Source organism: Sphingomonas nostoxanthinifaciens (genome assembly GCF_019930585.1).
In the GTDB taxonomy this organism is placed as follows: domain Bacteria; phylum Pseudomonadota; class Alphaproteobacteria; order Sphingomonadales; family Sphingomonadaceae; genus Sphingomonas_I; species Sphingomonas_I nostoxanthinifaciens.
Map to the genome: position 1 here is coordinate 3,670,001 of NZ_CP082839.1, position 26,107 is coordinate 3,696,107.

Consider the following 26,107-nt stretch of genomic DNA (forward strand, 5'->3'; position numbering starts at 1 on the left):
CCAGCTTTCGGGCAGGCGATCCGGATCGGCGACATAGGCCCCGGCCAGCCCGGCCACCACGCGCCCCGCCTGCGCCGCGACCGCGAGCTGGGCGGGATGATGGTAGAGATTGGCATACATGAAGCGCTTGAGCGCGCGCTCCGCCGACGCCATCGCCGGCGAGAAAGCGATCAGCGGCGCCCCCGCCGCGCGCACGCCGGATAGCGAGACGATGCCGGCCGCGGCGATCCGCCGCCGGCTCTCGTCGATCAGGTCGCCCACCATCCGGCCGATCTGGTCGCGGATCACCTCGCGCAGCAGCAGATCGTCGCGGCAATCCGGCCAGCGCGCGCGTGCCGCCTCCCACGTCTCGCGGATCAGTGGCTGCTCCAACGCGACCTCGACCGGCAGCAGGCCGGCGCGAATGCCGTCGTCGATATCGTGATTGTCATAGGCGATATCGTCGGACAGCGCCGCCACCTGCGCTTCGAGGCTCGGCTGGGTGTCGAGATCGAGCGGCCATTCGCGGTCGATCGCGGCCAGCGCCCAGCCCGGATGACGCACCGGCCCGTTATGCTTGGCGAGCCCCTCCAGCATCTCCCAGCTCAGGTTCAGCCCCGGATGGTGGAGGTAGGGCGATTCCAGCCGCGTCAGGATGCGCAGCGTATGCGCATTGTGGTCGAACCCGCCCACCTCCGCCATCGCCGCCTTGAGCGCCGCCTCGCCGGCATGGCCGAACGGCGGATGGCCAAGATCGTGGGCGAGGCACAACGCCTCGGTCAGATCCTCGTTGAGGCCGAGCGCGCGAGCGATGGTGCGGCCGATCTGCGCCACTTCGAGGCTGTGCGTCAGCCGCACGCGGAAATGATCGTCGTCGGGCGCGACGAACACCTGCGTCTTGTGGCGCAACCGGCGGAAGGCGATCGAGTGGACGATGCGGTCACGGTCGCGCTGGAATTCGTCGCGCGGCCCCCGCGCGCCATCGGAGCGGAGCGGATATAGCCGGCCGCGGCTCAGCTCGGGATCGGCGGCGTAGGGGGCATGGGCCATGCGCGCGCCTAAGTGGCGGCGCGGGGGCGGCTTGTCGAGGGCCTTCAGGCCTGGGTCACCCCGGACTTGTTCCGGGGTCCACGCCAGCCATGCAAGCGACCTTCAATCCGTCGATGCCGCGTTTCTCCGCACGGTGGACCCCGGAACAAGTCCGGGGTGACGGATTAAAAGCGAGCGGGCCCTACTTCTTCCGCGTGAAATCGACCGAAACGACGTTCGAGCCTTCCTCGGCGGGGCGCACGACCGGGTCGTTTTCGGGCGCGGCGATCGCCTCGGGCGCCTGGTCCTCGACCTGCGCCGAGAAGTGTAGCGCGAAATCCACCGCCGGATCGTGGAAGGCGGTGATCGCCGCGAACGGGATCGACAGCTTCGATCCCACCTGGTTGAACGACAGCCCCACCTCGAACCCGGTCGCCGAGACGCGTAGATCCCAATAGCGGTTCTGGATGACGATCGTCATCTCGTCGGGATAGCGATCGGTCAGGTGGCGCGGAATGTCGACACCCGGCGCGTGCGTCTTGAAGGTGATGTAGAAATGATGGCTGCCGGGCAGGCTGCCGCCCTTTTCCACCTGCCCCAGCACGCGGCCGACCACGGCGCGCAGCGCGTCCTGGACGATCTCGTCATAGGGAATCAGGCTGTCGGGCGTCGCGTCGCTCATGCCGCCCAAGTGGACGGCACCGCCCGACCGGTCAAGTCCAAGCGCCGCCAAGCCTTCGCCGGGCCGTTGCCTGCCGCCCGCGCGCCGCTATAGCGACGCGATGCGCACCGCGAGCCTGACCCGCAAAACCGCCGAGACCGCGATCGACGTCGCCGTCAATCTGGACGGCACCGGCATCTATGAGATCACGACCGGCATCGGTTTCCTCGATCATATGCTGGAGCAGGTGTCGCGCCATTCGCTGATCGACATCACGCTCGCCTGCACCGGCGACCTGCACGTCGACCAGCATCACACGACCGAGGATTCGGCGCTGGCGCTGGGCCAGGCGGTGGCGAAGGCGCTGGGTGACCGGCGCGGGATCGCGCGCTACGGCACGGCCTATTCGCCGATGGACGAGACGCTGAGCCGCGTCGCGATCGACATTTCGGGCCGGCCGTTCCTCGTGTGGAAATCGGGCTTCACCCAGGCCAAGCTGGGCGAGCTCGATACCGAGCTGATCGAGCATTGGTTCCACAGCTTCGCGGGTGAGGTGGGGATGACCCTCCACATCGAGACCCTCTACGGCCGCAACAACCACCATGTGTGCGAAAGCCTGTTCAAGGGCCTCGCCCGCGCGCTGCGCCAGGCGGTGGAGATCGACCCGCGCAAGGGCGGCGCGATCCCGTCGACCAAGGGGACGCTGGGCGGGGCGGCATGACGCTCGCGCTGATCGATTATGGCGCGGGCAATCTCCGCTCGGTGGAGAATGCGCTGCGGGCGGCGGGCGCGAGCGACATCGTCGTGACCGCCGAGGCCGAGACAGTGGCGGCCGCCGACCGGGTCGTGCTGCCCGGTGTGGGCGCCTTCGCGGCATCGATGCAGGCGCTCGCCGCCATCCCCGGCATGGTCGATGCGCTCAACCGCACCGTTCGTGAGCAGGGCCGCCCCTTTCTCGGCATCTGCGTCGGCATGCAATTGATGGCGGATGCCGGCGAGGAGTTCGGCCGCCATCCGGGGCTCGGCTGGATTCCCGGCACGGTGGCGCGGCTGGAGCCTTCCGACCCGACGGCGCGCGTGCCGCACATGGGCTGGAACGACGTTACCCCGGTCAGGCCGCACCCGCTGATCCCGGCGGGCGAGGCCTATTTCCTCCACAGCTTCGCCTTCGTCGCCGATGATGCGACGGACCTCGCCGCAACCACCCAGCATGGCGGGCAGGTGACGGCGGCGGTCGCGCGCGACAATCTGGTCGGCGTGCAATTCCACCCCGAGAAGAGCCAGGCTTATGGCCTCGCTCTGCTCGCCAACTTTCTCGACTGGAAGCCCTGAATGGCGCTCACCGTATTTCCCGCGATCGACCTCAAGGGCGGCAATGTCGTGCGCCTGGCCGAGGGCGACATGGATCGCGCGACGATCTACGGCAACGATCCCGCAGCGCAGGCGCGTGCCTTCGCCGATGCCGGCGCGGACCATCTTCATGTCGTCGATCTCGACGGCGCCTTTGCCGGTGAGTCGGTCAACGGCCATGCGGTCGAGGCGATCGTCGCCGCCTTTCCCGGCAAGGTGCAGCTCGGTGGCGGCATTCGCGACCGCGCGGCGATCGACCGCTGGCTGGCGCTCGGCGTGTCGCGCGTGGTGATCGGCACCGCCGCGCTGGAGGATCCCGAACTGGTGCGCGAAGCGGCGAAGGCGCTGCCCGGCCGGATCGTGGTGGCGGTCGATGCCAAAGGCGGCATGGTCGCCACGCGCGGCTGGGCCGAGGTCTCCGACGTGCCGGTGGCGGACCTCGCCAACCGCTTCGTCGATGCGGGCGTGGCGGCGGTGCTGTTCACCGACGTCGGCCGCGACGGCCTGCTCAAGGGCTGCAACATCCGCGAGACGATCGCGCTCGCGCGGCGCACGACGCTGCCGGTGATCGCGAGCGGCGGCGTCGCCGGCCTCGTCGACATCGCCGACCTCGTCCGCCACGAAAATGAGGGCATCGAGGGCGTCATCACCGGCCGGGCGCTGTATGACGGCCGGCTCGATCTGGCCGCGGCGCTGCGGGTGGCGCAGTCGTGATCCAGTCCTTCTTTCGTCATCCCAGCGAAAGCTGGGATCTCGCACGGCGGAGCGGCGCGCGTACCTCGGGAGATGCCAGCCTTCGCTGGCATGACGCTGCGAGCCGTTCGCGATGACCGTCCGCGTCCGCGTCATTCCCTGCCTCGACGTCGCCGGCGGGCGCGTGGTGAAGGGCGTGCAGTTCCTCGATCTCGCCGATGCGGGCGATCCGGTCGAGCAGGCCAAGGTCTATGACGCCGCCGGCGCCGACGAGCTGTGCTTCCTCGACATCACCGCGACCCACGAACATCGCGGCACGATCCTCGACGTGGTCGCGCGCACCGCGGCGGTGTGCTTCATGCCGCTGACGGTCGGCGGCGGCGTGCGCTCGGCCAAGGATGCGCGCGCTTTGCTGCTGGCGGGTGCCGACAAGGTGGCGATCAACTCCGCCGCAGTCGCGCGCCCCGAGCTGGCCGCCGAGATCGCCGACCGCTTCGGCGCACAATGCGTCGTCGGCGCGGTCGACGCCAAGGCGGTCGCGCGCGGCCGGTGGGAGATCTTCACCCATGGCGGGCGCCGCGCGACCGGCATCGACGCGATCGCGCATGCAGTGCGACTGGCGGAACTGGGCGCGGGCGAACTGCTCGTCACCAGCATGGACAATGACGGCACCAAGGGCGGCTACGATCTCGCGCTCACCCGCGCCATCGCCGATGCGGTGTCGGTGCCGGTGGTGGCGAGCGGCGGCGTCGGCACGCTGGAGGATATGGTGGCAGGCGTGACCCAGGGCCATGCGAGCGCGGTGCTGGCCGCCTCGATCTTCCATTTCGGCGAGCATACCGTGGCCGAGGCGCACGCCGCGCTCGCCGCCGCCGGCCTGCCGGTGCGGACCGCGGCATGAGCGACACGCTCGCTCGGCTGGAGGCGACGATCGCCGCGCGCAAGGGCGCCGATCCCAGCACCTCCTATGTCGCCAGCCTGTTCGCCAAGGGCCGCCCGCGGATCGCGCGCAAGCTGGGCGAGGAAGCGGTCGAGGCGATCGTCGCCGCGCTGGCCGAGGACAAGGCCGCGCTGACCGGCGAGGCGGCCGATTTGATCTTCCACCTGCTGGTGCTGCTGGCCGAAACGGGCATTCCCCTGGCCGACGTGCTGGCCGAGCTCGACCGGCGCGAGGGCGTATCGGGCATCGCGGAGAAAGCGGCGCGGCCACCCGCCCCCTAGCCGTCATGCCGGCGCACGCCGGCATCTCGTTCGGCGGGGAGCCCGCGCCTGCTTCGAGAGATGCCGGCCCGCGCCGACGTGACGGATTGTAGCGAGGACGAGACGATGGCCGTAGACCCCACCTTACCCTACGACGACACCAACATCTTCGCGCGCATCCTGCGCGGCGAGATTCCCGCCAAGCGCGTCTACGAGGACGACTTCGCCCTCGCCTTCCACGACATCGCGCCGCGCGCGCCGGTCCACATCCTCGTTCTGCCCAAGGGCTCCTATGTGTCGTGGGACGATTTCGCCGCGCGCGGCAGCGAGGCGGAGATTGCCGGCTTCGTCCGCGCGGTTGGCCATGTCGCGCGCGAGCAAGGGCTGGTGACGCCGGGCTATCGCCTGCTCGCCAATATCGGCAGCGACGGCGGGCAGGAGGTCGCCCACCTCCACGTCCACCTGTTCGGCGGTCGCCCGCTCGGGCCGATGCTGGCCGGCTAGAGCCGGGAGGCGCCGGCGCTATTCCGGCGCATGGCACACCGCCTCGACGTTGGTCCCGTCCGGATCGAACACGAACGCGGCGTAATAATCGGGATGATAATAAGGGCGGAGGCCCGGCGGCCCATTGTCGCGCCCGCCCGCCGCCGTCGCCGCCGCATGGAACGCATCGACCTGACCGCGCGCGGATACGGCGAAGGCGATATGCATCCCCGCGCCGCGCGCGCCGCCGCTGCCCAGCCAGAAGCTCGGCTTGCCGCCGGCACCATAGCCGACCCCGTGATAGCCGCCGGTCTGCTCGGGCGTCAGCTCGATGACCGCATCCACGCCGATCGCGCCGAGCGCCGCATCGTAGAACCGGCGGGATACCGCGAAGTCGGACGCGCCAACGCCAATATGATCGATCACGGCAATTCTCCGTATCCGATGATCGGCCATCCTACGCGCCTTTCAGCCGAACTTCATCCGCGTTGCGTGGCCAACGCCAAGCTGGAACATATCACGAACATTTTGCTTGCAAAGTAGGATTTCGCGGGTCAGATGGTCAGGCTCCCACCGTTGCGAGGAGCCCGCCGCCATGATCGCGCCGCTTTGCCCGCCCGCCATATCGTCCCGCCCCCGCTCCGATGCCCGCGCGCGCATCGTCCCGACACCGTCGCCGGTCGATGCCGGGACGGCTCCCCACCCCCGACGTAGTGTCACCTTCGTCACCTTTCGGCGCAGCGGCCCGGTCCGCGATGCACATGGGCGACAGGCATGGCACTCCCCGTCGGCACGCCAGCGCCCGCTATTGCGCAGGCGCGGCAAGGCTGTAGCATCACAGTCATCGTATACGGACGCCGCCGGGCGCCTGCCAAAGGACAGTTCATGCTTTTCGACCGCGTCAAACCGCTCGACGCCATCCTTGCGACCGCCGAGAAAAAGGGGCTGACCCGGTCGCTCGGCGCGTTCCAGCTCACCATGCTCGGCATCGGCGGCGTGATCGGCACCGGCATCTTCGTGCTGACGAGCGAGGCGGCGCAGAAGGCGGGGCCCGGCATGCTGCTGTCGTTCGTCGCCGCGGGCATCGTCTGCGCGGTGGCGGCGCTCTGTTATTCGGAACTGGCGTCGATGGTGCCGGTGTCGGGCTCGGCCTACACCTATACCTACGCGGTGGTGGGCGAGCTGCTGGCGTGGATGGTCGGCTGGTCGCTGATCCTCGAATATGCGCTGGGGGCGAGCGCGGTGTCGGTCGGCTGGTCGAACCATGCGATCGGGCTGCTCAACGCGTCGGGCTATCATTTCCCCGCCGCGATCAGCAATGCCGACGCGCTGATGGCGCATGTGCAGATGGCGTTCGGCTCGCCGCCCAACGCCGATCTGCTCGCCGCGGCGGCGACCGGCGGCTGGATCAACGTCCCCGCGATCGTCATCGCGCTCGTCGCGATGAGCCTGCTGATCGTCGGCACGACCGAGAGTGCGGCGGTGAACGCCGTGCTGGTCGCGATCAAGCTGCTCGCACTCACCGCGTTCTGCATCATCACGCTGCCGGCGATGAAGACCGGCTATTTCACGCCGTTGCTGCCCACCGGCACGATCGGCATGTTCGGCGCCGCCGCTTCGATCTTCTTCGCTTATGTAGGCTTCGACGCGGTCTCGACCGCGGCGGAGGAGACCAAGAATCCGCAGCGCAACGTGCCGATCGGGCTGATCGGCAGTCTCGCCATCTGCACCATCTTCTACCTCGTGGTCGCGTCGGGCGCGATCGGCGCGATCGGCGCGCAGCCGGTGGTCGGCGCGCTGGGGCAGGTGCTGTCGCCGGGATCGGCCGAGATTGCGGGCCGCTGCGCCTCGATCGTCGCCGGCGGCGCGATCGAGCCGCTGGTCTGCTCGCGCGAGGCTTTGGTCCACGTGCTGCAGGTGCTCGGCCATCCCGTGATGGGCTGGCTGGTCGGCCTCGCCGCGGTGCTGGCCCTGCCCTCGGTCGTGCTGATGATGATGTACGGCCAGACGCGCATCTTCTTCACGATGGCGCGCGACGGGTTGCTGCCCGGCCGCCTCGCCGCGATCCACCCGCGCTTCCGCACGCCGCACGTCGTCACCTGGGTGACCGGCATCGCCACCGCGCTGGCGGCGGCGTGCCTGCCGGTCGGCAAGCTCGCCGATTATTCCAATTCGGGCACCCTGTTCGCCTTCGCGATGGTGGCGGTGTCGGTGATGGTGCTGCGCAAGGCCGATCCGACGCGCCACCGCCCGTTCCGCACACCGCTCGTCTGGCTGGTGGCGCCGGTCGCGATCATCGGCTGCCTCGGCCTCTATGCCTCGCTGACGCTCAGCGCGATCCTGGTGCTGCCGGGCTGGGGCGCGGTCGGGCTGCTGGTCTATTTCCTCTACAGCCGCCCGCGCAGCCATGTCGGCCGCGGCGTCGTCGACGTGCCCGAGCCCGAGGCTTATACGGGTACCGAGCCGCCGGTGCCCGCGACGCACTGAGGCGGGGTTACGGGCCGACGCCGCCGCCGCTCGCGCCGAAGATCTGCCCGGTCGTGTAGCTCAGCGCCGGATCGGCGAGCGCGACATAGACCGGGCCGAGCTCGGCAGGCTGGCCCGGCCGCCCCATCGGCGTCGTCTCGCCGAACGCGACGAGCTTCTCCGGCGTCTGGCCGCCGGTCACCTGCAGCGGCGTCCAGAACGGTCCCGGCGCGACGCCGTTGACGCGGATGCCCTTGGGCGCGAGCTGCTTCGCCAGCCCCTTCGTCCAGATCATGATCGCGCCCTTGGTGGCGGCATAATCGAGAATGTTCTCGCCCGGATCATAAGCGTTGACCGAGGTGGTGTTGATGATCGCCGACCCCGGCTGGAGGTGCGGCACCGCCGCCTTGGTGATCCAGAAATTGGCGTAGATGTTGGTCTTGAACGTATCGTCGAAATCCTGATCCTCCATGTCGAGGATCGAGGGGCGGCTGACCTGCCGCGCGGCATTGTTGACGAGAATGTCGAGTCCGCCGAGCTGCGCGACCGCATCGGCGACCAGCTTGCGGCAGAAGGCGGGCGACTTGATGTCGCCGGGCAGCAGCACCGCCTTGCGCCCCGCCGCGCGGATCAGTTGCGCGACCTCGTCGGCGTCGGGCTGCTCGGGCGGCAGATAGCCGATCGCGACGTCGGCACCCTCGCGCGCGAAGGCGATTGCCGCCGCGCGGCCGATGCCGCTGTCACCGCCAGTGACGAGCGCCTTGCGCCCCGTCAGTCGGCCGGAGCCCTTGTAGCTGGTCTCGCCATGATCGGGACGCGGGGACATGCGGCTGGCGAGCCCCGGCCAGGGCTGGCGCTGCTTCTCGAACGGAGGCTTGGGGTAGCCGGCCGATTGCGTGCTGGTCGGCGCGCCCGGCGCGTGCTTCTCCTGCGCCAGCGCCGGTGCGGCGGCCGCTGCGGCGGCAAGGCCCACCGCGACGCCGCCGAAGACGTCGCGGCGCGAGGGGCCGCCTTGTTCGTCCGTCATGTCCCGTAACTCCCGATCGATCGGGTGGGACAACCGGCAGCATCGCCGCCGGTTCAGCTAGGCTGCACAAAAAGCGGTTACGCGTGCGTATCTTAGCCGAGGCGCGCGCGCACCAACTGGTCGAGCTTCGCCTCCGGCCGCGCACCGTAATGCGAGATCACCTCGGCCGCCGCGACCGCGCCCATGACGAGGCAATCGTCGACCGAGCGGCCCTGCACTTGGCCCGCCATGAAGCCGGCGGCGAACAGGTCGCCCGCGCCGGTCGTGTCGACGATCTGCGCGATCGGCTCGGCCGGCACCGAATGCGACGCGCCGTCGACCACCGCGATCGCACCCGCGGCGCCGCGCGTCACGACGAGGCACGGCACCTTCGCCGCGATCGTTGCCACCGCCGCGTCGAAATCGTCGGTCTCGACCAGCGACAGCAGCTCGCCCTCGTTGGCGAACAGAATGTCGATCAGGCCGCCGTCGATCAGCGCGCGGAAATCGGCGCGGTGGCGCGAGATGCAGAAGGCGTCGGACAAAGTGAAGGCGACCGCGCGGCCGGCGGCACGCGCGACCTCGATCGCGGCGCGCATGGCGACGCGCGGCTCCTCGGGATCCCACAGATAGCCTTCGAGGTAGAGGATCTTGGCGCTGGCGATCAGGTCGCGGTCGAGCGCCGAGGCCGGCAGATATTGCGACGCGCCGAGGAAGGTGTTCATCGTCCGCTGCGCATCGGGCGTGACGAGGATCAGGCAGCGCGCGGTCGTCGGTTCGCCCGCGCGCGTTGGGGTATTGAAGGCGATGCCGTTGGCGCGGATGTCGTGCGCGAACACCTCGCCCAACTGATCGTCGGCGACCTGGCCGATGAAGCCGCACTTCGCGCCGAGCGCCGCCATGCCGGCGACGGTGTTCGCCGCCGAGCCGCCGCTGATCTCGCGACCGGGGCCCATGTGGGAATAGAGGATCGCGGCGGTCGATTCGTCGATCAGCCGCATCGAGCCCTTGGGAAGGCCCTCGCTTTCGATGAAGGCGTCGTCGGCCTGGGCGATCACGTCGACGATGGCATTGCCGATCGCGACGATGTCGAGCGTGGCTTCGGTCATGAAAGATACTCTCCGAAAGGCGGTTGAGGCCGCCTAGGGGCAGGCGCACGGCGGCGCAACCGTCCTGCCGCACGTCGCGGCGTGGCCGGGCTTGCGGGCAACGCACCATGGCGCGAAGGAATGGCGATGCGCTCCGCCTTGCTTCTCATTCCCCTGCTGCCTCTCGCTCTTGCCGCCTGTGGCGAGACACCGGTGCGGACGGTCAGCACCGCGCCCGCCCCTGCCCGCGCGGCGCCGCCACCCGCGCTCGGCCTCGAACGGGTGATGGGGCAGGAGGCGTCGACGCTCACCACCTTGTTCGGCGCGCCCGCGCTCGACCTGCGCGAGGGGCCCGCGCGCAAGCTGCAGTTCCGCGGGCCGGCGTGCACTCTCGACGCCTATCTCTACCCGCCGCAGAGCGCGACCGGGCCGGCACGGGTGACGTGGCTCGATGCGCGAACGCCGCAAGGCGGCGATTTCGACCGCGCTTCGTGCATCGCCGCGCTTGTGCGGCGCTGATCGCCCTTGCTATCGGCGCTATCCATGCAGCCCGCTCCCGAAACGTCCCGAGTCGCCACCACCCGCGTCGCCTGTGACGGCGCGACGGACATTCCCGGGGGCACCGCCCTCGGCCATCCGCGCGTCTATCTCGAGATCGACGAGAAGGGCTATGTCGATTGCGGCTATTGCGACCGCCGCTTCATCCTGATCGGCGGGCCTGCCGACGAGGCCGCGTCGGCGCACTGACGGTCGGCCCGGCCGCCTAACCGCGCCGGACCAGCAGCACGCCCGCGACGACCAAGGCCACGCCGCCCAGCTTGGCGGCCGTGATCGGCGCCGTCTTGAGGCCGAGCAGACCGTAATGATCGAGCAGCAAAGCGGCGGCGACCTGGCTCGTCAGCGCGAGCGTGATCGATGCGGCGAGGCCGAGGCGCGGCGCCGCGAACGCGAAGGCCGCGACATAGACCGCGCCGTAGAAGCCGCCGAACCACGCCCAGCCCGGCACGCCGCGCAGCAGCGTCGGCGAGGTCCGGTCGGTCGCCATCCATGCGACCAGCAGCGCCAGCGTGCCGACCGCGAACGAGATCAGGGCGGCGAGCAGCACCGATCCCGAAGCGCGCGCCAGCGTGGCGTTGGTCGGCGGCTGCAGCGCAAGGCACAGCCCCGCCACCAGCACCACCAGGATCGGGATCAGCCGCGCCATCGCCGGGTGCCGTAGCCGAGCCGATCTTCGGCTTCAACGATGCCGGCTCATCCAAAGCCTTATCCCGCGCGCGAACCGTGGCTATATGCGCGCCATGACCATCCTCACCGATCCCCGCCGCTTCCTCTATCGCGATCTGGAGCCGGAGACGGCGATCCGCCTCGCCGCCGATACGCTCAGCGGCTGCGACGACGGTGAACTCTACCTGCAATATATCGCGTCGGAGAGCTTCGGCTTCGACGACGGCCGGCTGAAGACCGCCGACTTCAACACCCAGACCGGCTTCGGCCTGCGCGGGCTGTCGGGCGAGACCACCGCCTTCGCCCACGCGAACGAGATCAGCGAGGCCGCGATCCGCCGCGCCGGCGAGACGATGAGCCTGCTCGATCCGGCCAAGGCCGGCCTCGCGCCGCCGCCGCGCCGCACCAACGCGACGCTCTACACCGGCAACGATCCGCTCTCGGCGATCCCGTTCGCGCGCAAGGTGCGGCTCTGCCAGGAGATCGACGCCGCGGCCCGTTCGCGCGATCCGCGCGTTCAGCAGGTGTCGGTCGGCCTGTCGGGATCGTGGAGCGTGGTCGAGATCGTGCGCCCCGACGGCTTCGTCGCGCACGACGTGCGGCCGCTGGTGCGGCTCAACGTCTCGATCGTGGTCGAGGCGAATGGCCGGCGCGAGAACGGTTTCTTCGGGCTCGGCGGCCGCTATCTCTACGACGATCTGTTCGAGACCCGCACGTGGAGTCGCGCGATCGACGAGGCGCTGGCGCAGGCGATCGTCAATCTCGACAGCGTGCCCGCGCCCGCCGGCGAGATGACCGTGGTGTGCGGCCCGGGCTGGCCCGGCGTGCTGCTGCACGAGGCGGTCGGCCACGGGCTCGAGGGCGACTTCAACCGCAAGGGCACCAGCGCGTTTGCCGGCCGCATCGGCGAGCGGGTGGCGGCGCCCGGCGTGACGGTGGTCGACGACGGATCGATCGCCGACCGGCGCGGCAGCCTAACCATCGACGACGAGGGCACGCCGACCCAGACCAACGTGCTGATCGAGGACGGCATCCTCAAGGGCTATATCCAGGATCGGCTCAACGCCCGGCTGATGGGCGTGGCGCCCACCGGCAACGGGCGGCGCGAGAGCTTCGCGCACGCGCCGATGCCGCGCATGACCAACACCTTCATGCATGGCGGCCGGGACGATCCCGCCGAGATCCTGTCGCGCGTCAAGAATGGCATCTACGCCAAGAGCTTCGGCGGCGGGCAGGTGGATATCACCAGCGGCAAGTTCGTCTTCTCCTGCACCGAGGCCTATCGCATCGAGAACGGCAAATTGGGCGCGCCGATCAAGGGCGCGACGCTGATCGGCGACGGCCCGACCGTGCTGACCAAGGTGCGCGCGATCGGCAACGACATGGCACTCGATGAAGGCGTCGGCATCTGCGGCAAAGGCGGCCAGTCGGTGCCCGCCGGCGTCGGCCAGCCGACTTTGCTGATCGACGGGCTGACCGTGGGCGGCACCGCCGCCTGACGTTCGCGGCGGGGCTGTTAACCCCGTTACACGCCTCTGCCTAAAAAGCGGGCAAGTCTTAGCGGCTGCACAAGGATTGTGCGCTGCGGCGATCAGCCGCGCACGTGTCATCCTCGTGAAACATTTGGCCCGGTTCTTGCTAGTTACCCATTGGGGAAAAGCAGGGAGGCGAAATGAAACTCGTCGTGGCAATAATCAAACCGTTCAAGCTGGACGACGTGCGCGAGGCGCTGTCGACGCTTGGCGTGCAGGGCATGACCGTGACCGAAGTGAAGGGCTTCGGTCGCCAAAAGGGGCAGACCGAAATCTACCGCGGTGCCGAATACAGCACCAACATGGTCCCGAAGATCAAGGTGGAGGTCGCCTGCAGCACCGAGCTGACGCCGCGCGTGGTCGAGGCGATCCAGCAATCCGCGAACACCGGCGCGATCGGCGACGGCAAGATCTTCGTGCTCGATCTCGGCCAGGTGGTGCGCATCCGCACTGGCGAGACCGACGACACCGCGCTGTGAGCAAGGGGGGAAACATGAAGCTTTCGACCAAGGTCCTGACCGGGCTGGGGATGGCGGGCGTGGCCCTGCTGATGTCCCACCCCGCGCTGGCGCAGACGCCGGCAGCCGCCAGTCCGATCCCGCCCGCGACGGTCAACAAGGGCGACAATACGTGGATGCTCGTCTCCACGCTCCTCGTTCTGATGATGTCGATCCCCGGCCTCGCATTGTTCTATGGCGGCCTCGTCCGCAGCAAGAACATGCTGTCGGTGCTGACGCAGGTGCTGATGATCGTCTGCATGGTCGGCGTGATCTGGGTGTGCTGGGGCTATTCCGAGGCGTTCACCGTCGGCAATCCGTTCGTCGGCAACCCGTTCACCAAGCTGTTCCTGAAGGGCGTCGACGCCAACGCGCAGGCCGCCACCTTCTCGAACGGAGTGTACATCCCGGAACTGACCTTCGTGCTGTTCCAGATGACCTTCGCGATGATCACCCCGGCGCTGTTCATCGGATCGGTGGCGGAGCGGATCAAATTCTCGCCGCTGATGCTGTTCGTGGCCTTGTGGGTGACCCTGGTCTATTTCCCGATCGCGCACATGGTGTGGTGCTGGGACGGGCCGGACGCCTTCGCCGCCGCTGCGCTGAAGGGTCAGGCCGCGCTGGACGCCGTATCCGCCGAATCGGGCTTCCTGTTCAACAAGGGCGCGCTCGATTTCGCCGGCGGTACCGTCGTCCACATCAACGCCGGCATCACCGGCCTCGTGATGTGCATCATGCTGGGCAAGCGCCTCGGCTACCCGCACGAGCCGATGCCGCCACACTCGCTGACCATGACCATGATCGGCGCGTCGCTGCTGTGGGTGGGCTGGTTCGGCTTCAACGCCGGCTCCAACCTCGAAGCCTCGTCGATCGCCTCGGTCGCGTTCATGAACACGATGATCGCCACCGCCGCCGCCGGCATGAGCTGGCTGATCACGGAGCAGATCGTGAAGGGCAAGCCGTCGCTGCTCGGCGCCGCGTCCGGCGTCGTCGCCGGCCTCGTCGCGGTGACGCCCGCCTCGGGTTTCGCCGGCACGATGGGCTCGGTGATCCTCGGCCTGATGGTCTCGCCGATCTGCTTCTTCTTCGTCGCGGTGGTGAAGAGCAAGTTCGGCTATGACGACAGCCTCGACGTGTTCGGCGTGCACTGCATCGGCGGCATCACCGGCGCGATCATGACCGGCGTGCTCGACAGCCCCGCGCTCGGCGGCCAGGGCATCGCCGACTACACGACCAAGCCGGGCACGATGGTTGCGGGCACCTACTCGATGGGCGCGCAGGTGCTCACCCAGTGCGAGGGCGTGTTGCTGACCCTCGTCTGGTCGGGCGTCGGTGCGGCCGTCCTGTTCTTCGTCATCGACAAGGTGTGGGGCTTCCGGGTCTCGCCCGAGGTCGAGCATGAAGGCCTCGACATCGCCGAGCATGGCGAGCGCGCCTACCACTATTGACCGGATCGGGAGGGGCCCCGGCCCCTCCCTCACGATGTTCCTCCTGCGAACGACCTGGCCGGCGGGGCAACCCGCCGGCTTCTTTCGTTCAGGCCGCTCGCTCAGGCCAGCGCGTCGACGTCGAGGATCAGCGCGATGCGATTGCCGCGCACGATGGCGGCGCCGATCGTTCCCGGCGGCGGCGCGAGCCCGCCCGCGAAGGGCAGCGCCACGATCTGGCGCTGATCGCTGATCGCATCGACCATCAGCGCGATCTCGCGTCCGCCGGCATGCGCGACGATCACGACCGCCGCCAGCGGATCGGCGCACCAGCCGGGCAGCCCCAGCCGCGCGCCGAGCATCACCACCGGCACATGCCGCCCGCGGAAACGCAGCAGCAGCCGATCGGGGCCGAAGCGGTCGATCAGTTCGGGCGTCGGCTGGAGCGCCTCGATCATATGCTGGACGGGCAGCGCGTAACTCGCGCCGCCCAACTCGACGATGATCGCGTCGACCAGCGAGCGCGTGCGCGGCAGGACCAGCGCGAGCGCGTCCCCGTCGAGCTCGATCCGGCCCCCGGCGCCGCGCGCCGCCACGGCCAGCGCGTCATGCGCGCCCCCCGTCGGTGCGGGCGCGAGGATCAGGCGAACGAAGCCGCCTTCCGCCCGTGCGCCGTGCACGGTCGAGCCCGCGGCGCGCACCGCCGCCAGCGCCGGTGCGATCGCCTCGCCCACCGCCCGCTCGATCTCGATCGCGCCGCCTGCGGGCAGCGCGCCGACGAGCGTTTCGAGCGGCGCCAGCCGCACCGCCAGCATCGCATCCTGCAGCGCCGCGGCGAGCCGCTCGACATCGGCGATCTCGGTGGCAAGCGGCCCGCGCTGATTGCCGAGCCGGTCGATCAGGTTGGCCTGCGCGACGGTCAGTTCGGCGATGATCGCGGCAAGCTGCTCCAGCCGTTCGGGCACGACCGGCACGGTGACGTGCGCCACGGGATCGGCCGTCGCCGGAGCTACAATCGGCGCGTCGTCCGCATCGAGCAGCGCGCAATCGGCGAACGGCGCGAACAATGCGGCGCGCTCCGCCTCGCTCATCGCGTCGGGCAGGCGCAGATCGAACGCGATCGCCAGATTGTCGGGCGTGGGCAATGCCGCCGGCAGGACGGCGGCAATCGCCGCGCCCGCCGCACGCAGCGCGCCCAGCAATTCGAGCGGCTCGCGCCCGAAATCGAGCGCCGCGTCGCTGAAGCGCAATCGCGAAGGGGCGTCGATCGCCGCCTTGACATCGCCGAGCAAAGCCGCCCCGAGCCCGGCATCGCGGATCCGCTCTGCCGTGGCGTCGCCGATCTCGACCAGCCGCACCAGCCCGCGCGCCTGCGCGACCGCGAGCCATTGCAGCGCCGCCAGCCCGACCGCCTCGACCCGCGCCGCCGACAGGGTGACGCACGCGCCCTCGACGAGCAGGCGCGGCAGGCGAAGTGCCGCCAGCGTGTCGAGCTGCGCGGGCAGATCGACCGACGCGTTCATGGGCGGGCCGACGCGATCAATAGCCCATCAGCGCGAGCACCTCGCGCCGCGAGCGCTCGTCGTCGCGGAATACGCCCATCATCCGGCTGGTGGTCATGCCGACGCCGTGGGTGCGCACGCCGCGCCCGGTCATGCAGCCATGCTGCGCCTCGATCACCACCGCGACGCCGATCGGATCGAGCCGCTCCCAGATGCAGTCGGCCACCTGCGCGGTCAGCCGCTCCTGCACCTGCAGCCGCTGCGCGAAGCCGTGCAGCACGCGCGCCAGCTTGGAGATGCCGACCACCTTGTCGCGCGGCAGATAGGCGATCGCCGCCTTGCCGACGATCGGCGCCATGTGATGCTCGCAATGCGACTGGAACGGTATGTCCTTCAGCAGCACGATCTCGTCATAGCCGCCCACCTCCTCGAAGGTGCGCGAAAGATGGTGCGCCGGATCCTCGAGATAGCCCTGGCAATATTCCTTCCACGCGCGCGCGACGCGCTTCGGCGTGTCGAGCAGCCCCTCGCGCGTCGGATCGTCGCCGGCCCAGCGGATCAGCGTGCGGATCGCATCGGCCACCTCGGCCGGCACCGCCGGCCTGGGATCGAAGGGCTCGGGTTCGCTCGTTCCGCTCATGTCGTTCCGCTAGGCGCGTGCGATCGCGCGGGCAAGGATCAGCGCTGGACGACGCCGTCCTTCACCACCAGCCGCACCGCGCGGACGGCGGCAACGTCGCGCGTCGGATCGCCCGCCACCGCCACCAGATCGGCGACGAGCCCCGGTCGGATCGCGCCAACCTTGTCGTCGATGTGGAAGGCGTGGGCATTGCCCGACGTGGCGGCGCGCAGCACGTCCAGCGCCGACATGCCGTCGGCCTGCATCAGCTCCATCTCGCGCGCATTGGTGCCGTGCGCGAACACGCCGACATCGCCGCCCACGCACATCGGCACATGCGCCGCCAGCGCGAGCGCGAAGGCGGCGCGCGACTGGCGCACCGCTTCGGGAGCCGGCTCCTGCCCTTGCCAGCCGCGATAATGCGCGACCGCGTCGCTCGCCGCGAGCGTCGGGCAATAAGCGATCCCCTTGGCGGCCATTGCGCGGAAAATGGCGGGGGTGCCGCCATAGCCGTGCTCGATCGTGTCGACGCCCGCCGCCACCGCGCGCGTCATGCCCTCGGCCGTGCTGGAATGGACCGCGACGGTGCGCCCGGCATCGTGCGCTGCGCGGGTGCCCGCTGCGAGTTCCTCGGCGCTGAAGGTCGCGCGACTGGGCTCGCCCGGCCCCCAGCGATAATCGGCGTAGAGCTTCACCACATCGGCGCCCGCGGCGATCTGGCGGCGGACCGCGGCGACGACGCCGTCGACCCCGCTCGCCTCCTCGGCGCCCTGCGGCACCGCCACGCCCGGCTCGAACCCCTTGGGGCCATAGGCGCCGAGCGCGACGATCGCGCGCGTCGCCACCAGCATGCGCGGGCCGGGCACGATGCCCTGCCGGATCGCATCGCGCAGGCCGACATCGGCATAGCCTGCGCCCTCGGTGCCGAGATCGCGCTCGGTGGTGAAGCCCGCCATCAGGGTCGCATGCGCCGCCGCGACAGCACGCGCGGTGCGCAGCGCCAGCGCCTCGTGCAGCACCTGATCGTCCCACGGCGTCTCGTTATAGGGATGGAGGAAGAGGTGGCCGTGCCCCTCGATCATGCCGGGGATCAATGTATCGCCGGGCAGCGCCACCACCTCAGCACCGGCGGGTGCCGCGAGATCGGGCCCGGCGGCGACAATCTTGCCGTCCGCCACCAGCACCTGCCAGCCGGGATGGACCGCCTGCCCGTCGAACACGCGATCGGGCTTGAGCAGCATCGGCGCGGCAGCGGATGCGAGCCCCGGCAGAAGCAACAACAATCCTGCGATCCATCGACGCATCATCTTCCCCCCGTCATCCCGGCGCAGGCCGGGATCCAGCTTGCGCACGCCTTGCGCCTGATGCCTTAATGATCGGCGCCGGACTGGATCCCGGCCTACGCCGGGATGACGATAGTGGTAAAGTGCCTGCCCTTTCTGCTGCTTGCGCTCGGCGCGCCCGCATCGGCGCAGATGCCACGCTGGCAGGCCGAGGCGGCGCGCGTGACGATCACGCGCGACGATTGGGGCATCGCGCATGTCCGCGGCCGCAGCGACGCCGATGCCGTGTTCGGCGCGATCTATGCGCAGGCCGAGGACGATTTCCCGCGGATCGAGGCCAATTATCTCGCCGCACTCGGCCGCACCGCCGAGGCCGAGGGCGAGGAAGCGATCTGGCGCGACCTGCGCCAGCGATTGTGGATCGACCCCATCGACCTGCAGGCGCGCTATCGCGCCAGCCCGGCATGGCTGCGCGGGTTGATGGATGCGTGGGCCGACGGGCTCAATTTCTACCTCGCCACGCACCCCGCCACGAAGCCGAAGGTGCTGACGCATTTCGAGCCGTGGATGGCCTTGTCCTTCACCGAGGGCAGCATCGGCGGCGATATCGAACGCGCCGACCTCGGCAAGCTCGCCGCTTTCTACGGCGGCACCGCGCCGAAGCTCGCGCTCGCCGCCGATGCGCGCCGGCTGGAGGAGCCGACCGGATCGAACGGCATCGCGATCGGCCCGAAGAAATCGGCCGACGGCCACGCGTTGCTGTGGATCAACCCGCACACCAGCTTCTTCTTCCGCTCCGAGCTGGAGATGCGCAGCGACGCCGGGCTGCACGCCTACGGCGCGTCGACGTGGGGGCAATTCTTCCTCTACCAGGGCTTCAACGAGCGGCTCGGCTGGATGCACACGTCGAGCGGCGTCGATGCGGTCGACGAATTCGCCGAGACGGTGGCGGGCGACCGCTATCGCGACGGCGCGACGTGGCGCCCGATCATGCGCCGCAGCGTGACGATCCGTTTCCGCCGGCCCGACGGCACGCTGGGCGTGCGCAGCGTCCAGACGCTCGCGACGCGCCACGGCCCGATCGTGCGCGCCGACGGGGCGAAATGGATCGCGCTCGCGCTGATGAACAAGCCGGTGCCGGCGCTAGAACAGAGCTGGCTGCGCACCAAAGCGCGCGATTATGCGAGCTATCTGAAGGTCGCCGCGCTGCAGGCCAATTCGTCGAACAACACCATCTATGCCGATGCCGACGGCCACATCGCCTATCTCCACCCGCAGTTCGTGCCGAAGCGTGCCGACCGCTTCGACTATCGCGCCCCGGTCGACGGCGCCGATCCGGCGACCGGATGGCAGGGTCTGACCCCGCTCGATCAGCTGCCGCAGCTGAAGGATCCGGCGACCGGATGGCTCTACAACAGCAATGACTGGCCGTGGATGGCTGCCGGCCCGATGAGCCAGCACGCCGCCGATTTCCCGCGCTACATGGATCAAATCGGCCCGAACCCGCGCGGAAGCCACGCGCTGGAGCTGCTGAGCAATGCCAGCGCGCTGACGCCCCGCACGCTGACCGCACTCGCCTTCGACCCGCATTTGCCCGCGTTCGAGCCGATCCTGTTCAAGCTGTTCGCCGCCTATGACGCGCTGCCGGCAGGCGATCCGCGCCGCGCCGCGCTCGCCGAACCGATCGCGCTGCTGCGCCCGTGGGACAAAAGGTGGGCGGCCGATTCGGAGCCGACCAGCCTTGCTGTCTTCTTCGGCGACGCCTTGTGGGCCGTAGCGGACCCACGCGCCAAGGCGGCGCGTAAGCCCGGCTGGGACTGGATCGCGCAAGATGCGAGCGCCGATCAATTCCTCAAGGCGCTCGCCGACGGGGCGGAGCGGCTACGCGGCGACTGGGGCTCGCTCCATGTGGCGTGGGGCCGGATCAACCGCTTCCAGCGGGTGAGCGCGGCGATCCAGCCGACCTTCTCCGACGCGCAACCGAGCATCCCGGTGCCGTTCACCTCGTCGCGCTGGGGCTCGCTCGCCTCATTCGGCGCGAAGCAATATCCGGGCACGAAGAGCTGGTACGGCACGAGCGGCAACAGCTTCGTCGCGGTGGTCGACTTCGGGCCGAAGGTGCACGCCTGGGCGGTGTCGGCGGGCGGCGAGAGCGGTGACCCCGCCTCGCCCCACTTCGCCGACCAGGCGACACGTTATGCGACGGGCAACCTGAGGCAGGTCTATTTCTGGCCGGAGGAATTGGCCGGCCATATCGAGCGAAGCTATCGTCCGGGTGTTATCAGGCCCACAAATTAATACGCAACGTCACCCCGGACTTGTTCCGGGGTCCACTGGGCGGCGATCGCTCGGCACCGGCTGCGAGCGGTGGGCTGCATCTCGCCGTGGACCCCGGAACAAGTCCGGGGTGACAGGGATGGGGACCGATCGGCGAAAGCCGACACGACCGAGGAGCAACATCATGCCCAAGATCGACCTCGCCGCCGTCCCTGTCCGCGAGGGCGCGGGCTATCCGCCGCCGTTCGACGCACCTTGTGCTGGCCGCACGCGACGGCGGCTCGGCAATGCCGGCGGCCTCGGCGATTTCGGCGTGAACCTGATGACACTGCCGCCCGGCGGCTGGTCGAGCCAGCGCCACTGGCACAGCCACGAGGACGAGTTCGTCTACGTCCTCGCGGGCGAACTCGTTCTGGTCGAGGATGCCGGCGAGACGATGCTGCGCCCCGGCGACTGTGCCGCCTTCCCGAAGAACAGCGGCGACGGCCACCATCTCGTCAATCGCGGCACGGCGGACGCGGTCTATCTGGAGGTGGGGTCGCGCCAGCCGGACGACCTCACCACCTGTTCCGACATCGACATGATGAGCGCCAACGCCGACGGCCGCTTCGTCCACAAGGACGGAACGGCCTACGACTAATCCGCGCCTCAGCCGAACGGGTGATCGATATCGGTCGGCGGCGTGGTGAAGAACACCGGGCCGGCGTCGGTCAGGTGCCAGCAATCCTCCAGCCGCACGCCGAACTTGCCCGGCAAATAGAGGCCCGGCTCGTCGGAGAAGCACATGCCGGCCGCCAGCGGCATCATCTCGCCGTGGACGAGGTTGACCGGCTCGTGCCCGTCGAGGCCGATGCCGTGGCCGGTGCGGTGCGACATTCCGGGCAGCTTGTAGCCCGGCCCGAACCCCTTCGAGGTGTAGAAACCGCGCACCACGTCATCGATATGGCCGGCGGGGACGCCCACCTTCGCGGTCTTCATCACCAGCTGCTGGCCGGCCGCGACCGTATCGAACACGCGCCGAACCTCGTCCGGCGCCTTGCCCGGCACCCACGTGCGCGAGATGTCCGACGAATAACCCTGCACGGTGCAGCCGCTGTCGATCAGGATCACCTGGCCGTCGCGCACGCGCTGCGGCTTGTGGCTGCCATGCGGGTAAGCGGCGGATTCGCCGAGCAGCACGAGCGCACCGTCGGACTTGCCGCCGAGCTTCTGGGTGGCGGCATCGATCATCGCGCTGAGCTCGGCCGGTGCCATGCCGTCGCGCGTATGCTGCCAGGTCCACTTGATCGCGGCGAGGGTGATGTCATTCGCGGTCTGCATCAGCGCGATCTCGGCCGGCGTCTTGATCATGCGGCAGCCGCGCACCACCGGATTGGCCGACACCATCTTCACCTGCGGCAGCAGGTGGGCGAGGCCGTCGCTCGCGAAGAAGCGCACCGTCTCCTCGATGCCGATATTGCCGGTGGCGGCGCCGCGATCGCGCAGCGCGCCGGCGACCACCGCGATCGGGCTCTCATCCTCCTGCCACACGCGTACCTCGGCGGGGATGGCGAGCGTCTCCTTGATCGACGGCGCCTCGAAGAACGGCGTGATGATCACCGCTTCGCCCTTGGCCGGGATCACCGCGGCGGTCAGCCGCTCGCTGCGCCGCCACTCGACACCGGTGAAATAGATCATCGACGAGCCGGGCTCGACCAGCAGCGCGCTGATGCCGTTGGCGCGCATCAATTTCTGCGCGCGTTCGATCCGCCGCGCGCGCTCGTCGGCGCTGATCGGGCGGACATTGCCGGTCATCGACGACAGGTCGCTCGTGTCGATCTCGGCGGCGAGCGCGGCGCGCATCGGCAGCAAGGCCGCGCCCCCAAGCGCCAGTGCGCCCCCCAACATGCGGCGACGATCGATCATGCGCATCCCCTTTTCGTATACGGACACGCTGTCGTAACGAGCCACCAGCGCACCAACAAGGCGTGACGTACGCGTCATGTTTCAGTCGTTACGGGCGCCGATGCACGATTGGAACGTGCTGCAACATCGCGACACACGGCCGCAAGACAAGCATCACAGACGGCCGGCATCTCCGCCCATCAGAGGATGCCGAATGCGTCTGTTACTCGCCGCCACCTGCCTGACCCCCGCCGCCATGCTGATGGCGGGGCAGGCACGCGCGGACACCAGCGTGAGCGGCTCCTCCAACGTCGCCACCGCCACGGTCGCCAGCGGCGCGGCCGACAACGTCACGGTCGCCAGCGGCGCCACGCTCTCGCCGGCATCCGGCACCGCGGTCACGATCAACAGCAACAACACCATCACCAACGCCGGCACGATCAGCTTTTCGGGCATCGACAACACCACCGCGATCGGCGGCGGGGGCGGCTTCGCCTCGTCGATCGCCAACAGCGGCACGATCACGGTCGACGAGACCTTCGTCGCCGTCGATACGACGAGCGACGGCCTGGTCGACGCGCCGTTCGCGCAGGGCACCGGGCGCTACGGCATCCACCTGACCGGCAGCGGCGCCTTCACCGGCACCGTCAACAACAGCGGCACGATCACGGTCAAGGGCAACAATTCGGGCGGCATCCAGTCCGACGTCGCGATCGTCGGCAGCGTCGTCAGCACCGGCGCGATCACCGTGACCGGCGACAACAGCTACGGCATCAAGCTCGGCGCGGTCAGCGGCAACGTCGTCGTCACCGGTGCCACCGCCGTCACCGGCCAGAATTCGACCGCAATGTCGCTCGGCGGCGATATCGGCGGGAAGGTGGTGATCCACGGCTCGCTCACCGCCACCGGCTATACCGCGACGACGCTGCCCGCCTCGACCGTCACGCTGGTCGCCAACGATCTGCTGCAGGGCGGACCGGCGCTGTCGATCGGCGGCAATATCGCGGGCGGCGTGCTGCTTGCGGTCGCGCCGACCACCACCACCGACACCACCACCGATGCCGACGGCGACGGCATCGTCGATTCGAGCGAAGGCACGGCGGTGCTCGACAGCTACGGCACCGCGCCGGCGCTGACGATCGGCTCGGCCAGCAACGCGATCACGATCGGCACCACCGGCAGCGGCACCGCCGGCCTCGTCAACAACGGCACGATCTTCGCCAACGGGGTCTATGCCGGCTATGCCGCGACGGCGGTGCAGATCGCCGGCCAGGGCCAGACGGTGACCATCGCCAATGGCATCACCAACACCGGCAGCATCACCGCCACGGCGGATGCGGCGGACGCCACCGCGATCCATCTCGCAAGCGGCGCAATCGTCCCCTCGCTCACCAACAGCGGCACGATCGGCGCGACCTCGACCACCGCCGACGGGGGCACCGCCACCGCGATCCTGATCGACGTGGGCGCCAGCCTTTCGGCCATCACCAACAGCGCCACGATCAGCGCGGTGCCCGCGAACAGCGGCGGGCCGGCCTATGCGATCCGCGATCTGTCGGGCACGCTCAGCTCGGTCACCAATACCGGCTTCGTCATCTCGGGCAGCGTCGCGGGATCGCCCGCGATCGACGCCAGCGCCAACACCACCGGCTTCACCTATACGCAGGCGCTCGCCAGCTCGACCGCGACCGCCCCCTATATCGTCGGTGCGATCCTCTCCGGCAGCGGCAACGACCAGATCCTGGCATCGGCCGGCACGCTCACGTCGAACATCTCGACCGGCGCCGGCAACGACACGGTCGCGCTGAGCGGCACCGCCGCGCTGACCGGAGCCGCGACCTTCGGCAACGGCAATGACAGCCTGACGCTCGCCGACACAGCTGCCTTCACCGGCACCGCCACGTTCGGCACCGGTGCCGACGTGCTGACGATCGGCAGCGGCACGACCTTCAGCGGATCGATCGTCACATCTGCGTCCAATCTGGCGGTCGCGGTCAATGGCGGCACGCTCTCGCTCACCGGATCGGGGACGACCCGGCTGGCGAGCCTGTCGGCGAGCGGCGGCACGATCGGCTTCAACATCAACCCCAGCACGGGCGCGTACACCCAGCTCAACGTGGCCGGTGCCACCACCTTTACCGGCGCGACGACGATCAAGGTTTCGCTGGCGAGCCTGCCGGTCGCGGCCAGCACCAGCTACACCGTCATCCAGAGCGGCACGCTCTCGGGCAGCAGCAACCTCAACCTGTCGATCAGTACGCTGCCCTATCTGCTGACCGGCTCGCTCGCCGCCAGCGACAGCTCGGGCACCGTCGCGATCGACATCATGCGCAAGACGGCGGCAGCGCTCGGCCTCACCCGGTCGGAAGCGGCGGCCTACAATGCCGTCTATGCCGACATCGCCGGCAACAGCCAGTTGTCGAGCCTGTTCCTGAGTTTCGGCGACCGCGATTCGCTGCTTCTGCGCTATCGCCAGATGCTGCCCGATCATGCCGGCGGCGTGTTCGACGTGCTGAGCCAGGGCGTGCGCAACCTCGCGCCGTCGGAGAATGTGACGCCGTGGGCGAAGCTCGGCGGGCTCAGCCTGTGGGCGCAGCAGGGCTATTGGAACGCGACGCAGGATTCGGTGAACACCCCCGGCTACACCAGCATGGGCTGGGGCCTGACGGCGGGCGGCGACGTCGCGATCGGGTCGTTCGGGCGCGTCGGCCTGAGCGTCGGCTACATCTTCGGCGACACCACCGACGCCAGCCACACCGCCGTCACCTCGAACGATTTCCAGGGCGGCCTCTACTGGCTGGGCGACTGGGGCGGGTTCCATCTCTCGGCGTCGGGTAGCGCCGGCTATGTGCGCAACACCGGCAAGCGCTATCTCACCAGCAACGACGTCAACAATCCGACGCTGTTCACCAGCGTCGGCAAGTGGAACGGCCTGCTGATCTCCGGCATCGGCAAGGCGAGCTACGAGGCCAAGCTCGGGCATTTCTTCCTGCGCCCGACCGGCACGGTCAGCTACATCAAGCTGCACGAGGACGGTCATGGCGACAGCGGCGGCGGCTCCGCCTTCGATCTGATCGTCAACGCACGCAACAGCGACGAGCTGGCGGCGACCGGCACGGTCGCGGCGGGCATTCAGTGGGGCGGCAACGGCGATATCGAGGCGGCGACCGTGCGGCTGGAGCTGGAGGGCGGACGCCGCCAGATCGTCGGCGGCACGATCGGCTCGACCACGGCGCATTTCGCCGACGGCGCGAGCTTCACCCTGCTGCCCGAGGATCGCGACAGCGGCTATGTCGGCACGGCACGCGTCTCGGTCGGCAACGGAAATTTCCGCTTCGTCGGGTCGGCCTCGACCGAAACGCGCAGCGGCTATCACACGATCGTGGGGCGGATCGGCCTGCGCGGCACCTTCTAGGCGGTCATAGCGATCGAGTTGACGTCGAGATCCAGGGTCTCGGCGCCGAACTGTTCAGCGGGCGAGGTGCGATCCCCCGGGGATGCGCATCAGCTCGTTCCACACCGACGTCCAGTGGCGCAGATCGCTCAGGCTCACGTCGGCCGTGCCGGCGGCGATATGCCGCCGCGCCTCTGCGACCGCGCGCTCGCCCAGACGCCCACGCAAGCCGCGCGCATCGATCATCGCCGCAACGCGCGGAAACCAGCGACGAAGCAGATCGGTCATGCGGCGAGCTCCAGCAGACGGTCGAGGACGAACCCAAGCACACAGGCAAGCAGCACCGCACTGCCCACCAGGGCCAACGTCGCGCGGCGTTGCCGCGACGTGTCATATGCGTGCTTCATTCCTGCTCCTCGTGAAGGAGACTGTGTCACGCCGCCGAGTCCACAGCGCCGCGGATAAAAGTTGCGACGAAAGGTGGCGATCCGTGGCGGAGGCCGATAGGGAGGG

General features: G+C 69.3%; 27 protein-coding genes (1 of these 27 only partly in view). 15 read left to right on the top strand and 12 right to left on the bottom strand.

Annotated features, from left to right (window positions below):
* Together K8P63_RS17370 and K8P63_RS17375 are read right to left on the bottom strand one after the other, a co-directional pair.
* Positions 1-1,029, bottom strand: the 5' portion of a protein-coding gene (locus K8P63_RS17370; RefSeq protein WP_223797248.1) for a deoxyguanosinetriphosphate triphosphohydrolase. 135 nt of this gene lie to the left of the window's left edge; 1,029 of the gene's 1,164 nt are visible here — the first part of the coding sequence; its start codon is at positions 1,027-1,029; its stop codon lies beyond the left edge, outside the window.
* Positions 1,030-1,210: 181 nt separating this feature from the next.
* Positions 1,211-1,690: an SspB family protein gene (locus tag K8P63_RS17375; protein ID WP_223797249.1), complete on the bottom strand. Its 480-nt coding sequence runs from the start codon at positions 1,688-1,690 to the stop codon at positions 1,211-1,213.
* 100 nt (positions 1,691-1,790) lie between these two features.
* On the opposite strand from K8P63_RS17375, the gene hisB reads away from it, so the two are divergent.
* The 6 genes from hisB to K8P63_RS17405 all read left to right on the top strand — a co-directional run bounded on the left by hisB (position 1,791) and on the right by K8P63_RS17405 (position 5,416).
* Positions 1,791-2,390 carry an imidazoleglycerol-phosphate dehydratase HisB gene (gene hisB, locus K8P63_RS17380; protein WP_223797250.1) on the top strand — a complete coding sequence of 200 codons (600 nt, stop codon included), beginning with the start codon at positions 1,791-1,793 and terminating at the stop codon, positions 2,388-2,390.
* The gene (gene hisH / locus K8P63_RS17385; protein ID WP_223797251.1) at positions 2,387-3,001 is read left to right on the top strand and encodes an imidazole glycerol phosphate synthase subunit HisH; all 615 of its coding nucleotides are present in this window, start codon (positions 2,387-2,389) and stop codon (positions 2,999-3,001) included. The genes hisB and hisH overlap by 4 nt, the downstream gene beginning before the upstream one ends.
* Positions 3,002-3,733 (top strand): 1-(5-phosphoribosyl)-5-[(5-phosphoribosylamino)methylideneamino]imidazole-4-carboxamide isomerase, encoded by a 732-nt coding sequence (hisA, locus tag K8P63_RS17390; protein WP_223797252.1) that lies wholly within the window; start codon positions 3,002-3,004, stop codon positions 3,731-3,733.
* A gap of 112 nt (positions 3,734-3,845) precedes the next feature.
* Positions 3,846-4,613: an imidazole glycerol phosphate synthase subunit HisF gene (gene hisF, locus K8P63_RS17395; protein WP_223797253.1), complete on the top strand. Its 768-nt coding sequence runs from the start codon at positions 3,846-3,848 to the stop codon at positions 4,611-4,613.
* Positions 4,610-4,933: a phosphoribosyl-ATP diphosphatase gene (locus K8P63_RS17400; protein WP_223797254.1), complete on the top strand. Its 324-nt coding sequence runs from the start codon at positions 4,610-4,612 to the stop codon at positions 4,931-4,933. The genes hisF and K8P63_RS17400 overlap by 4 nt, the downstream gene beginning before the upstream one ends.
* A 105-nt stretch (positions 4,934-5,038) precedes the next feature.
* Complete coding sequence (locus K8P63_RS17405) at positions 5,039-5,416, top strand: histidine triad nucleotide-binding protein (RefSeq protein WP_223797255.1); 378 nt, start codon at positions 5,039-5,041, stop codon at positions 5,414-5,416.
* A gap of 18 nt (positions 5,417-5,434) precedes the next feature.
* Here K8P63_RS17405 and K8P63_RS17410 read toward each other — a convergent pair whose 3' ends face one another.
* A complete protein-coding gene (locus tag K8P63_RS17410; protein ID WP_223797256.1) occupies positions 5,435-5,821 on the bottom strand; it encodes a VOC family protein in 387 nt (128 codons plus the stop codon).
* Between the two features lie 459 nt (positions 5,822-6,280).
* Here K8P63_RS17410 and K8P63_RS17415 point away from each other — a divergent pair, with 459 nt between their 5' ends.
* Positions 6,281-7,882 (top strand): amino acid permease, encoded by a 1,602-nt coding sequence (locus tag K8P63_RS17415; RefSeq protein WP_223797257.1) that lies wholly within the window; start codon positions 6,281-6,283, stop codon positions 7,880-7,882.
* Positions 7,883-7,889: 7 nt separating this feature from the next.
* Here K8P63_RS17415 and K8P63_RS17420 read toward each other — a convergent pair whose 3' ends face one another.
* Entirely contained in the window at positions 7,890-8,888 is a 999-nt protein-coding gene (locus K8P63_RS17420) for an SDR family oxidoreductase (RefSeq protein ID WP_223797258.1), read from the bottom strand.
* 92 nt (positions 8,889-8,980) lie between these two features.
* Complete coding sequence (locus tag K8P63_RS17425) at positions 8,981-9,976, bottom strand: adenosine kinase (protein ID WP_223797259.1); 996 nt, start codon at positions 9,974-9,976, stop codon at positions 8,981-8,983.
* A gap of 120 nt (positions 9,977-10,096) precedes the next feature.
* On the opposite strand from K8P63_RS17425, the gene K8P63_RS17430 reads away from it, so the two are divergent.
* The gene (locus tag K8P63_RS17430) at positions 10,097-10,474 is read left to right on the top strand and encodes a hypothetical protein (RefSeq protein WP_223797260.1); all 378 of its coding nucleotides are present in this window, start codon (positions 10,097-10,099) and stop codon (positions 10,472-10,474) included.
* Positions 10,475-10,498: 24 nt separating this feature from the next.
* The gene (locus tag K8P63_RS17435) at positions 10,499-10,702 is read left to right on the top strand and encodes a zinc-finger domain-containing protein (protein ID WP_223797261.1); all 204 of its coding nucleotides are present in this window, start codon (positions 10,499-10,501) and stop codon (positions 10,700-10,702) included.
* A 16-nt stretch (positions 10,703-10,718) separates the two neighbouring features.
* On the opposite strand, the gene K8P63_RS17440 is transcribed toward K8P63_RS17435, so the two are convergent.
* A complete protein-coding gene (locus K8P63_RS17440) occupies positions 10,719-11,159 on the bottom strand; it encodes a DMT family transporter (RefSeq protein WP_223797262.1) in 441 nt (146 codons plus the stop codon).
* 94 nt (positions 11,160-11,253) lie between these two features.
* Here K8P63_RS17440 and tldD point away from each other — a divergent pair, with 94 nt between their 5' ends.
* From tldD to K8P63_RS17455, 3 genes are all read left to right on the top strand, one after another.
* Positions 11,254-12,678 (top strand): metalloprotease TldD, encoded by a 1,425-nt coding sequence (gene tldD, locus K8P63_RS17445; protein WP_223797263.1) that lies wholly within the window; start codon positions 11,254-11,256, stop codon positions 12,676-12,678.
* A gap of 173 nt (positions 12,679-12,851) precedes the next feature.
* Positions 12,852-13,190: a P-II family nitrogen regulator gene (locus K8P63_RS17450; protein ID WP_223797264.1), complete on the top strand. Its 339-nt coding sequence runs from the start codon at positions 12,852-12,854 to the stop codon at positions 13,188-13,190.
* A 14-nt stretch (positions 13,191-13,204) separates the two neighbouring features.
* The gene (locus K8P63_RS17455; protein ID WP_223797265.1) at positions 13,205-14,656 is read left to right on the top strand and encodes an ammonium transporter; all 1,452 of its coding nucleotides are present in this window, start codon (positions 13,205-13,207) and stop codon (positions 14,654-14,656) included.
* A gap of 101 nt (positions 14,657-14,757) precedes the next feature.
* On the opposite strand, the gene K8P63_RS17460 is transcribed toward K8P63_RS17455, so the two are convergent.
* Genes K8P63_RS17460 through K8P63_RS17470 form a run of 3 tightly spaced genes read right to left on the bottom strand, consistent with a single transcriptional unit; the run spans position 14,758 to position 18,063 of the window.
* Positions 14,758-16,158: a chemotaxis protein CheW gene (locus tag K8P63_RS17460; protein ID WP_223797266.1), complete on the bottom strand. Its 1,401-nt coding sequence runs from the start codon at positions 16,156-16,158 to the stop codon at positions 14,758-14,760.
* A 16-nt stretch (positions 16,159-16,174) separates the two neighbouring features.
* Positions 16,175-16,777 carry a GTP cyclohydrolase I FolE gene (gene folE / locus K8P63_RS17465; protein ID WP_223797267.1) on the bottom strand — a complete coding sequence of 201 codons (603 nt, stop codon included), beginning with the start codon at positions 16,775-16,777 and terminating at the stop codon, positions 16,175-16,177.
* Positions 16,778-16,815: 38 nt separating this feature from the next.
* Positions 16,816-18,063 carry a metal-dependent hydrolase family protein gene (locus K8P63_RS17470; protein ID WP_223799867.1) on the bottom strand — a complete coding sequence of 416 codons (1,248 nt, stop codon included), beginning with the start codon at positions 18,061-18,063 and terminating at the stop codon, positions 16,816-16,818.
* Between the two features lie 102 nt (positions 18,064-18,165).
* Here K8P63_RS17470 and K8P63_RS17475 point away from each other — a divergent pair, with 102 nt between their 5' ends.
* A complete protein-coding gene (locus K8P63_RS17475) occupies positions 18,166-20,337 on the top strand; it encodes a penicillin acylase family protein (RefSeq protein ID WP_223797268.1) in 2,172 nt (723 codons plus the stop codon).
* Positions 20,338-20,500: 163 nt separating this feature from the next.
* The gene (locus K8P63_RS17480; RefSeq protein WP_223797269.1) at positions 20,501-20,956 is read left to right on the top strand and encodes a cupin domain-containing protein; all 456 of its coding nucleotides are present in this window, start codon (positions 20,501-20,503) and stop codon (positions 20,954-20,956) included.
* Positions 20,957-20,964: 8 nt separating this feature from the next.
* On the opposite strand, the gene K8P63_RS17485 is transcribed toward K8P63_RS17480, so the two are convergent.
* Positions 20,965-22,227, bottom strand: coding sequence for a M24 family metallopeptidase (locus K8P63_RS17485; RefSeq protein ID WP_223799868.1), 1,263 nt, complete (start codon positions 22,225-22,227; stop codon positions 20,965-20,967).
* A gap of 187 nt (positions 22,228-22,414) precedes the next feature.
* Here K8P63_RS17485 and K8P63_RS17490 point away from each other — a divergent pair, with 187 nt between their 5' ends.
* Entirely contained in the window at positions 22,415-25,615 is a 3,201-nt protein-coding gene (locus tag K8P63_RS17490; protein ID WP_223797270.1) for an autotransporter domain-containing protein, read from the top strand.
* Between the two features lie 54 nt (positions 25,616-25,669).
* Here the strand turns inward: K8P63_RS17490 and K8P63_RS17495 are convergent, their stop codons facing one another.
* Together K8P63_RS17495 and K8P63_RS20820 are read right to left on the bottom strand one after the other, a co-directional pair.
* Positions 25,670-25,882, bottom strand: coding sequence for a hypothetical protein (locus K8P63_RS17495; protein WP_223797271.1), 213 nt, complete (start codon positions 25,880-25,882; stop codon positions 25,670-25,672).
* Entirely contained in the window at positions 25,879-26,001 is a 123-nt protein-coding gene (locus K8P63_RS20820) for a hypothetical protein (RefSeq protein ID WP_263282658.1), read from the bottom strand. The genes K8P63_RS17495 and K8P63_RS20820 overlap by 4 nt, the downstream gene beginning before the upstream one ends.
* Between the last annotated feature and the right edge of the window lie 106 nt (positions 26,002-26,107).

Bases quoted from the DNA above. Each gene is read 5' to 3' on its own strand.
- K8P63_RS17375 (WP_223797249.1), bottom strand. From the start codon at position 1,690: ATGAGCGACGCGACGCCCGACAGCCTGATTCCCTATGACGAGATCGTC.
- hisB (WP_223797250.1), top strand. From the start codon at position 1,791: ATGCGCACCGCGAGCCTGACCCGCAAAACCGCCGAGACCGCGATCGAC.
- hisH (WP_223797251.1), top strand. From the start codon at position 2,387: ATGACGCTCGCGCTGATCGATTATGGCGCGGGCAATCTCCGCTCGGTG.
- hisA (WP_223797252.1), top strand. From the start codon at position 3,002: ATGGCGCTCACCGTATTTCCCGCGATCGACCTCAAGGGCGGCAATGTC.
- hisF (WP_223797253.1), top strand. From the start codon at position 3,846: ATGACCGTCCGCGTCCGCGTCATTCCCTGCCTCGACGTCGCCGGCGGG.
- K8P63_RS17400 (WP_223797254.1), top strand. From the start codon at position 4,610: ATGAGCGACACGCTCGCTCGGCTGGAGGCGACGATCGCCGCGCGCAAG.
- K8P63_RS17405 (WP_223797255.1), top strand. From the start codon at position 5,039: ATGGCCGTAGACCCCACCTTACCCTACGACGACACCAACATCTTCGCG.
- K8P63_RS17415 (WP_223797257.1), top strand. From the start codon at position 6,281: ATGCTTTTCGACCGCGTCAAACCGCTCGACGCCATCCTTGCGACCGCC.
- K8P63_RS17420 (WP_223797258.1), bottom strand. From the start codon at position 8,888: ATGACGGACGAACAAGGCGGCCCCTCGCGCCGCGACGTCTTCGGCGGC.
- K8P63_RS17425 (WP_223797259.1), bottom strand. From the start codon at position 9,976: ATGACCGAAGCCACGCTCGACATCGTCGCGATCGGCAATGCCATCGTC.
- K8P63_RS17430 (WP_223797260.1), top strand. From the start codon at position 10,097: ATGGCGATGCGCTCCGCCTTGCTTCTCATTCCCCTGCTGCCTCTCGCT.
- K8P63_RS17435 (WP_223797261.1), top strand. From the start codon at position 10,499: ATGCAGCCCGCTCCCGAAACGTCCCGAGTCGCCACCACCCGCGTCGCC.
- K8P63_RS17440 (WP_223797262.1), bottom strand. From the start codon at position 11,159: ATGGCGCGGCTGATCCCGATCCTGGTGGTGCTGGTGGCGGGGCTGTGC.
- tldD (WP_223797263.1), top strand. From the start codon at position 11,254: ATGACCATCCTCACCGATCCCCGCCGCTTCCTCTATCGCGATCTGGAG.
- K8P63_RS17450 (WP_223797264.1), top strand. From the start codon at position 12,852: ATGAAACTCGTCGTGGCAATAATCAAACCGTTCAAGCTGGACGACGTG.
- K8P63_RS17455 (WP_223797265.1), top strand. From the start codon at position 13,205: ATGAAGCTTTCGACCAAGGTCCTGACCGGGCTGGGGATGGCGGGCGTG.
- K8P63_RS17460 (WP_223797266.1), bottom strand. From the start codon at position 16,158: ATGAACGCGTCGGTCGATCTGCCCGCGCAGCTCGACACGCTGGCGGCA.
- folE (WP_223797267.1), bottom strand. From the start codon at position 16,777: ATGAGCGGAACGAGCGAACCCGAGCCCTTCGATCCCAGGCCGGCGGTG.
- K8P63_RS17470 (WP_223799867.1), bottom strand. From the start codon at position 18,063: ATGATGCGTCGATGGATCGCAGGATTGTTGTTGCTTCTGCCGGGGCTC.
- K8P63_RS17475 (WP_223797268.1), top strand. From the start codon at position 18,166: ATGACGATAGTGGTAAAGTGCCTGCCCTTTCTGCTGCTTGCGCTCGGC.
- K8P63_RS17480 (WP_223797269.1), top strand. From the start codon at position 20,501: ATGCCCAAGATCGACCTCGCCGCCGTCCCTGTCCGCGAGGGCGCGGGC.
- K8P63_RS17485 (WP_223799868.1), bottom strand. From the start codon at position 22,227: ATGCGCATGATCGATCGTCGCCGCATGTTGGGGGGCGCACTGGCGCTT.
- K8P63_RS17490 (WP_223797270.1), top strand. From the start codon at position 22,415: ATGCGTCTGTTACTCGCCGCCACCTGCCTGACCCCCGCCGCCATGCTG.
- K8P63_RS17495 (WP_223797271.1), bottom strand. From the start codon at position 25,882: ATGACCGATCTGCTTCGTCGCTGGTTTCCGCGCGTTGCGGCGATGATC.
- K8P63_RS20820 (WP_263282658.1), bottom strand. From the start codon at position 26,001: ATGAAGCACGCATATGACACGTCGCGGCAACGCCGCGCGACGTTGGCC.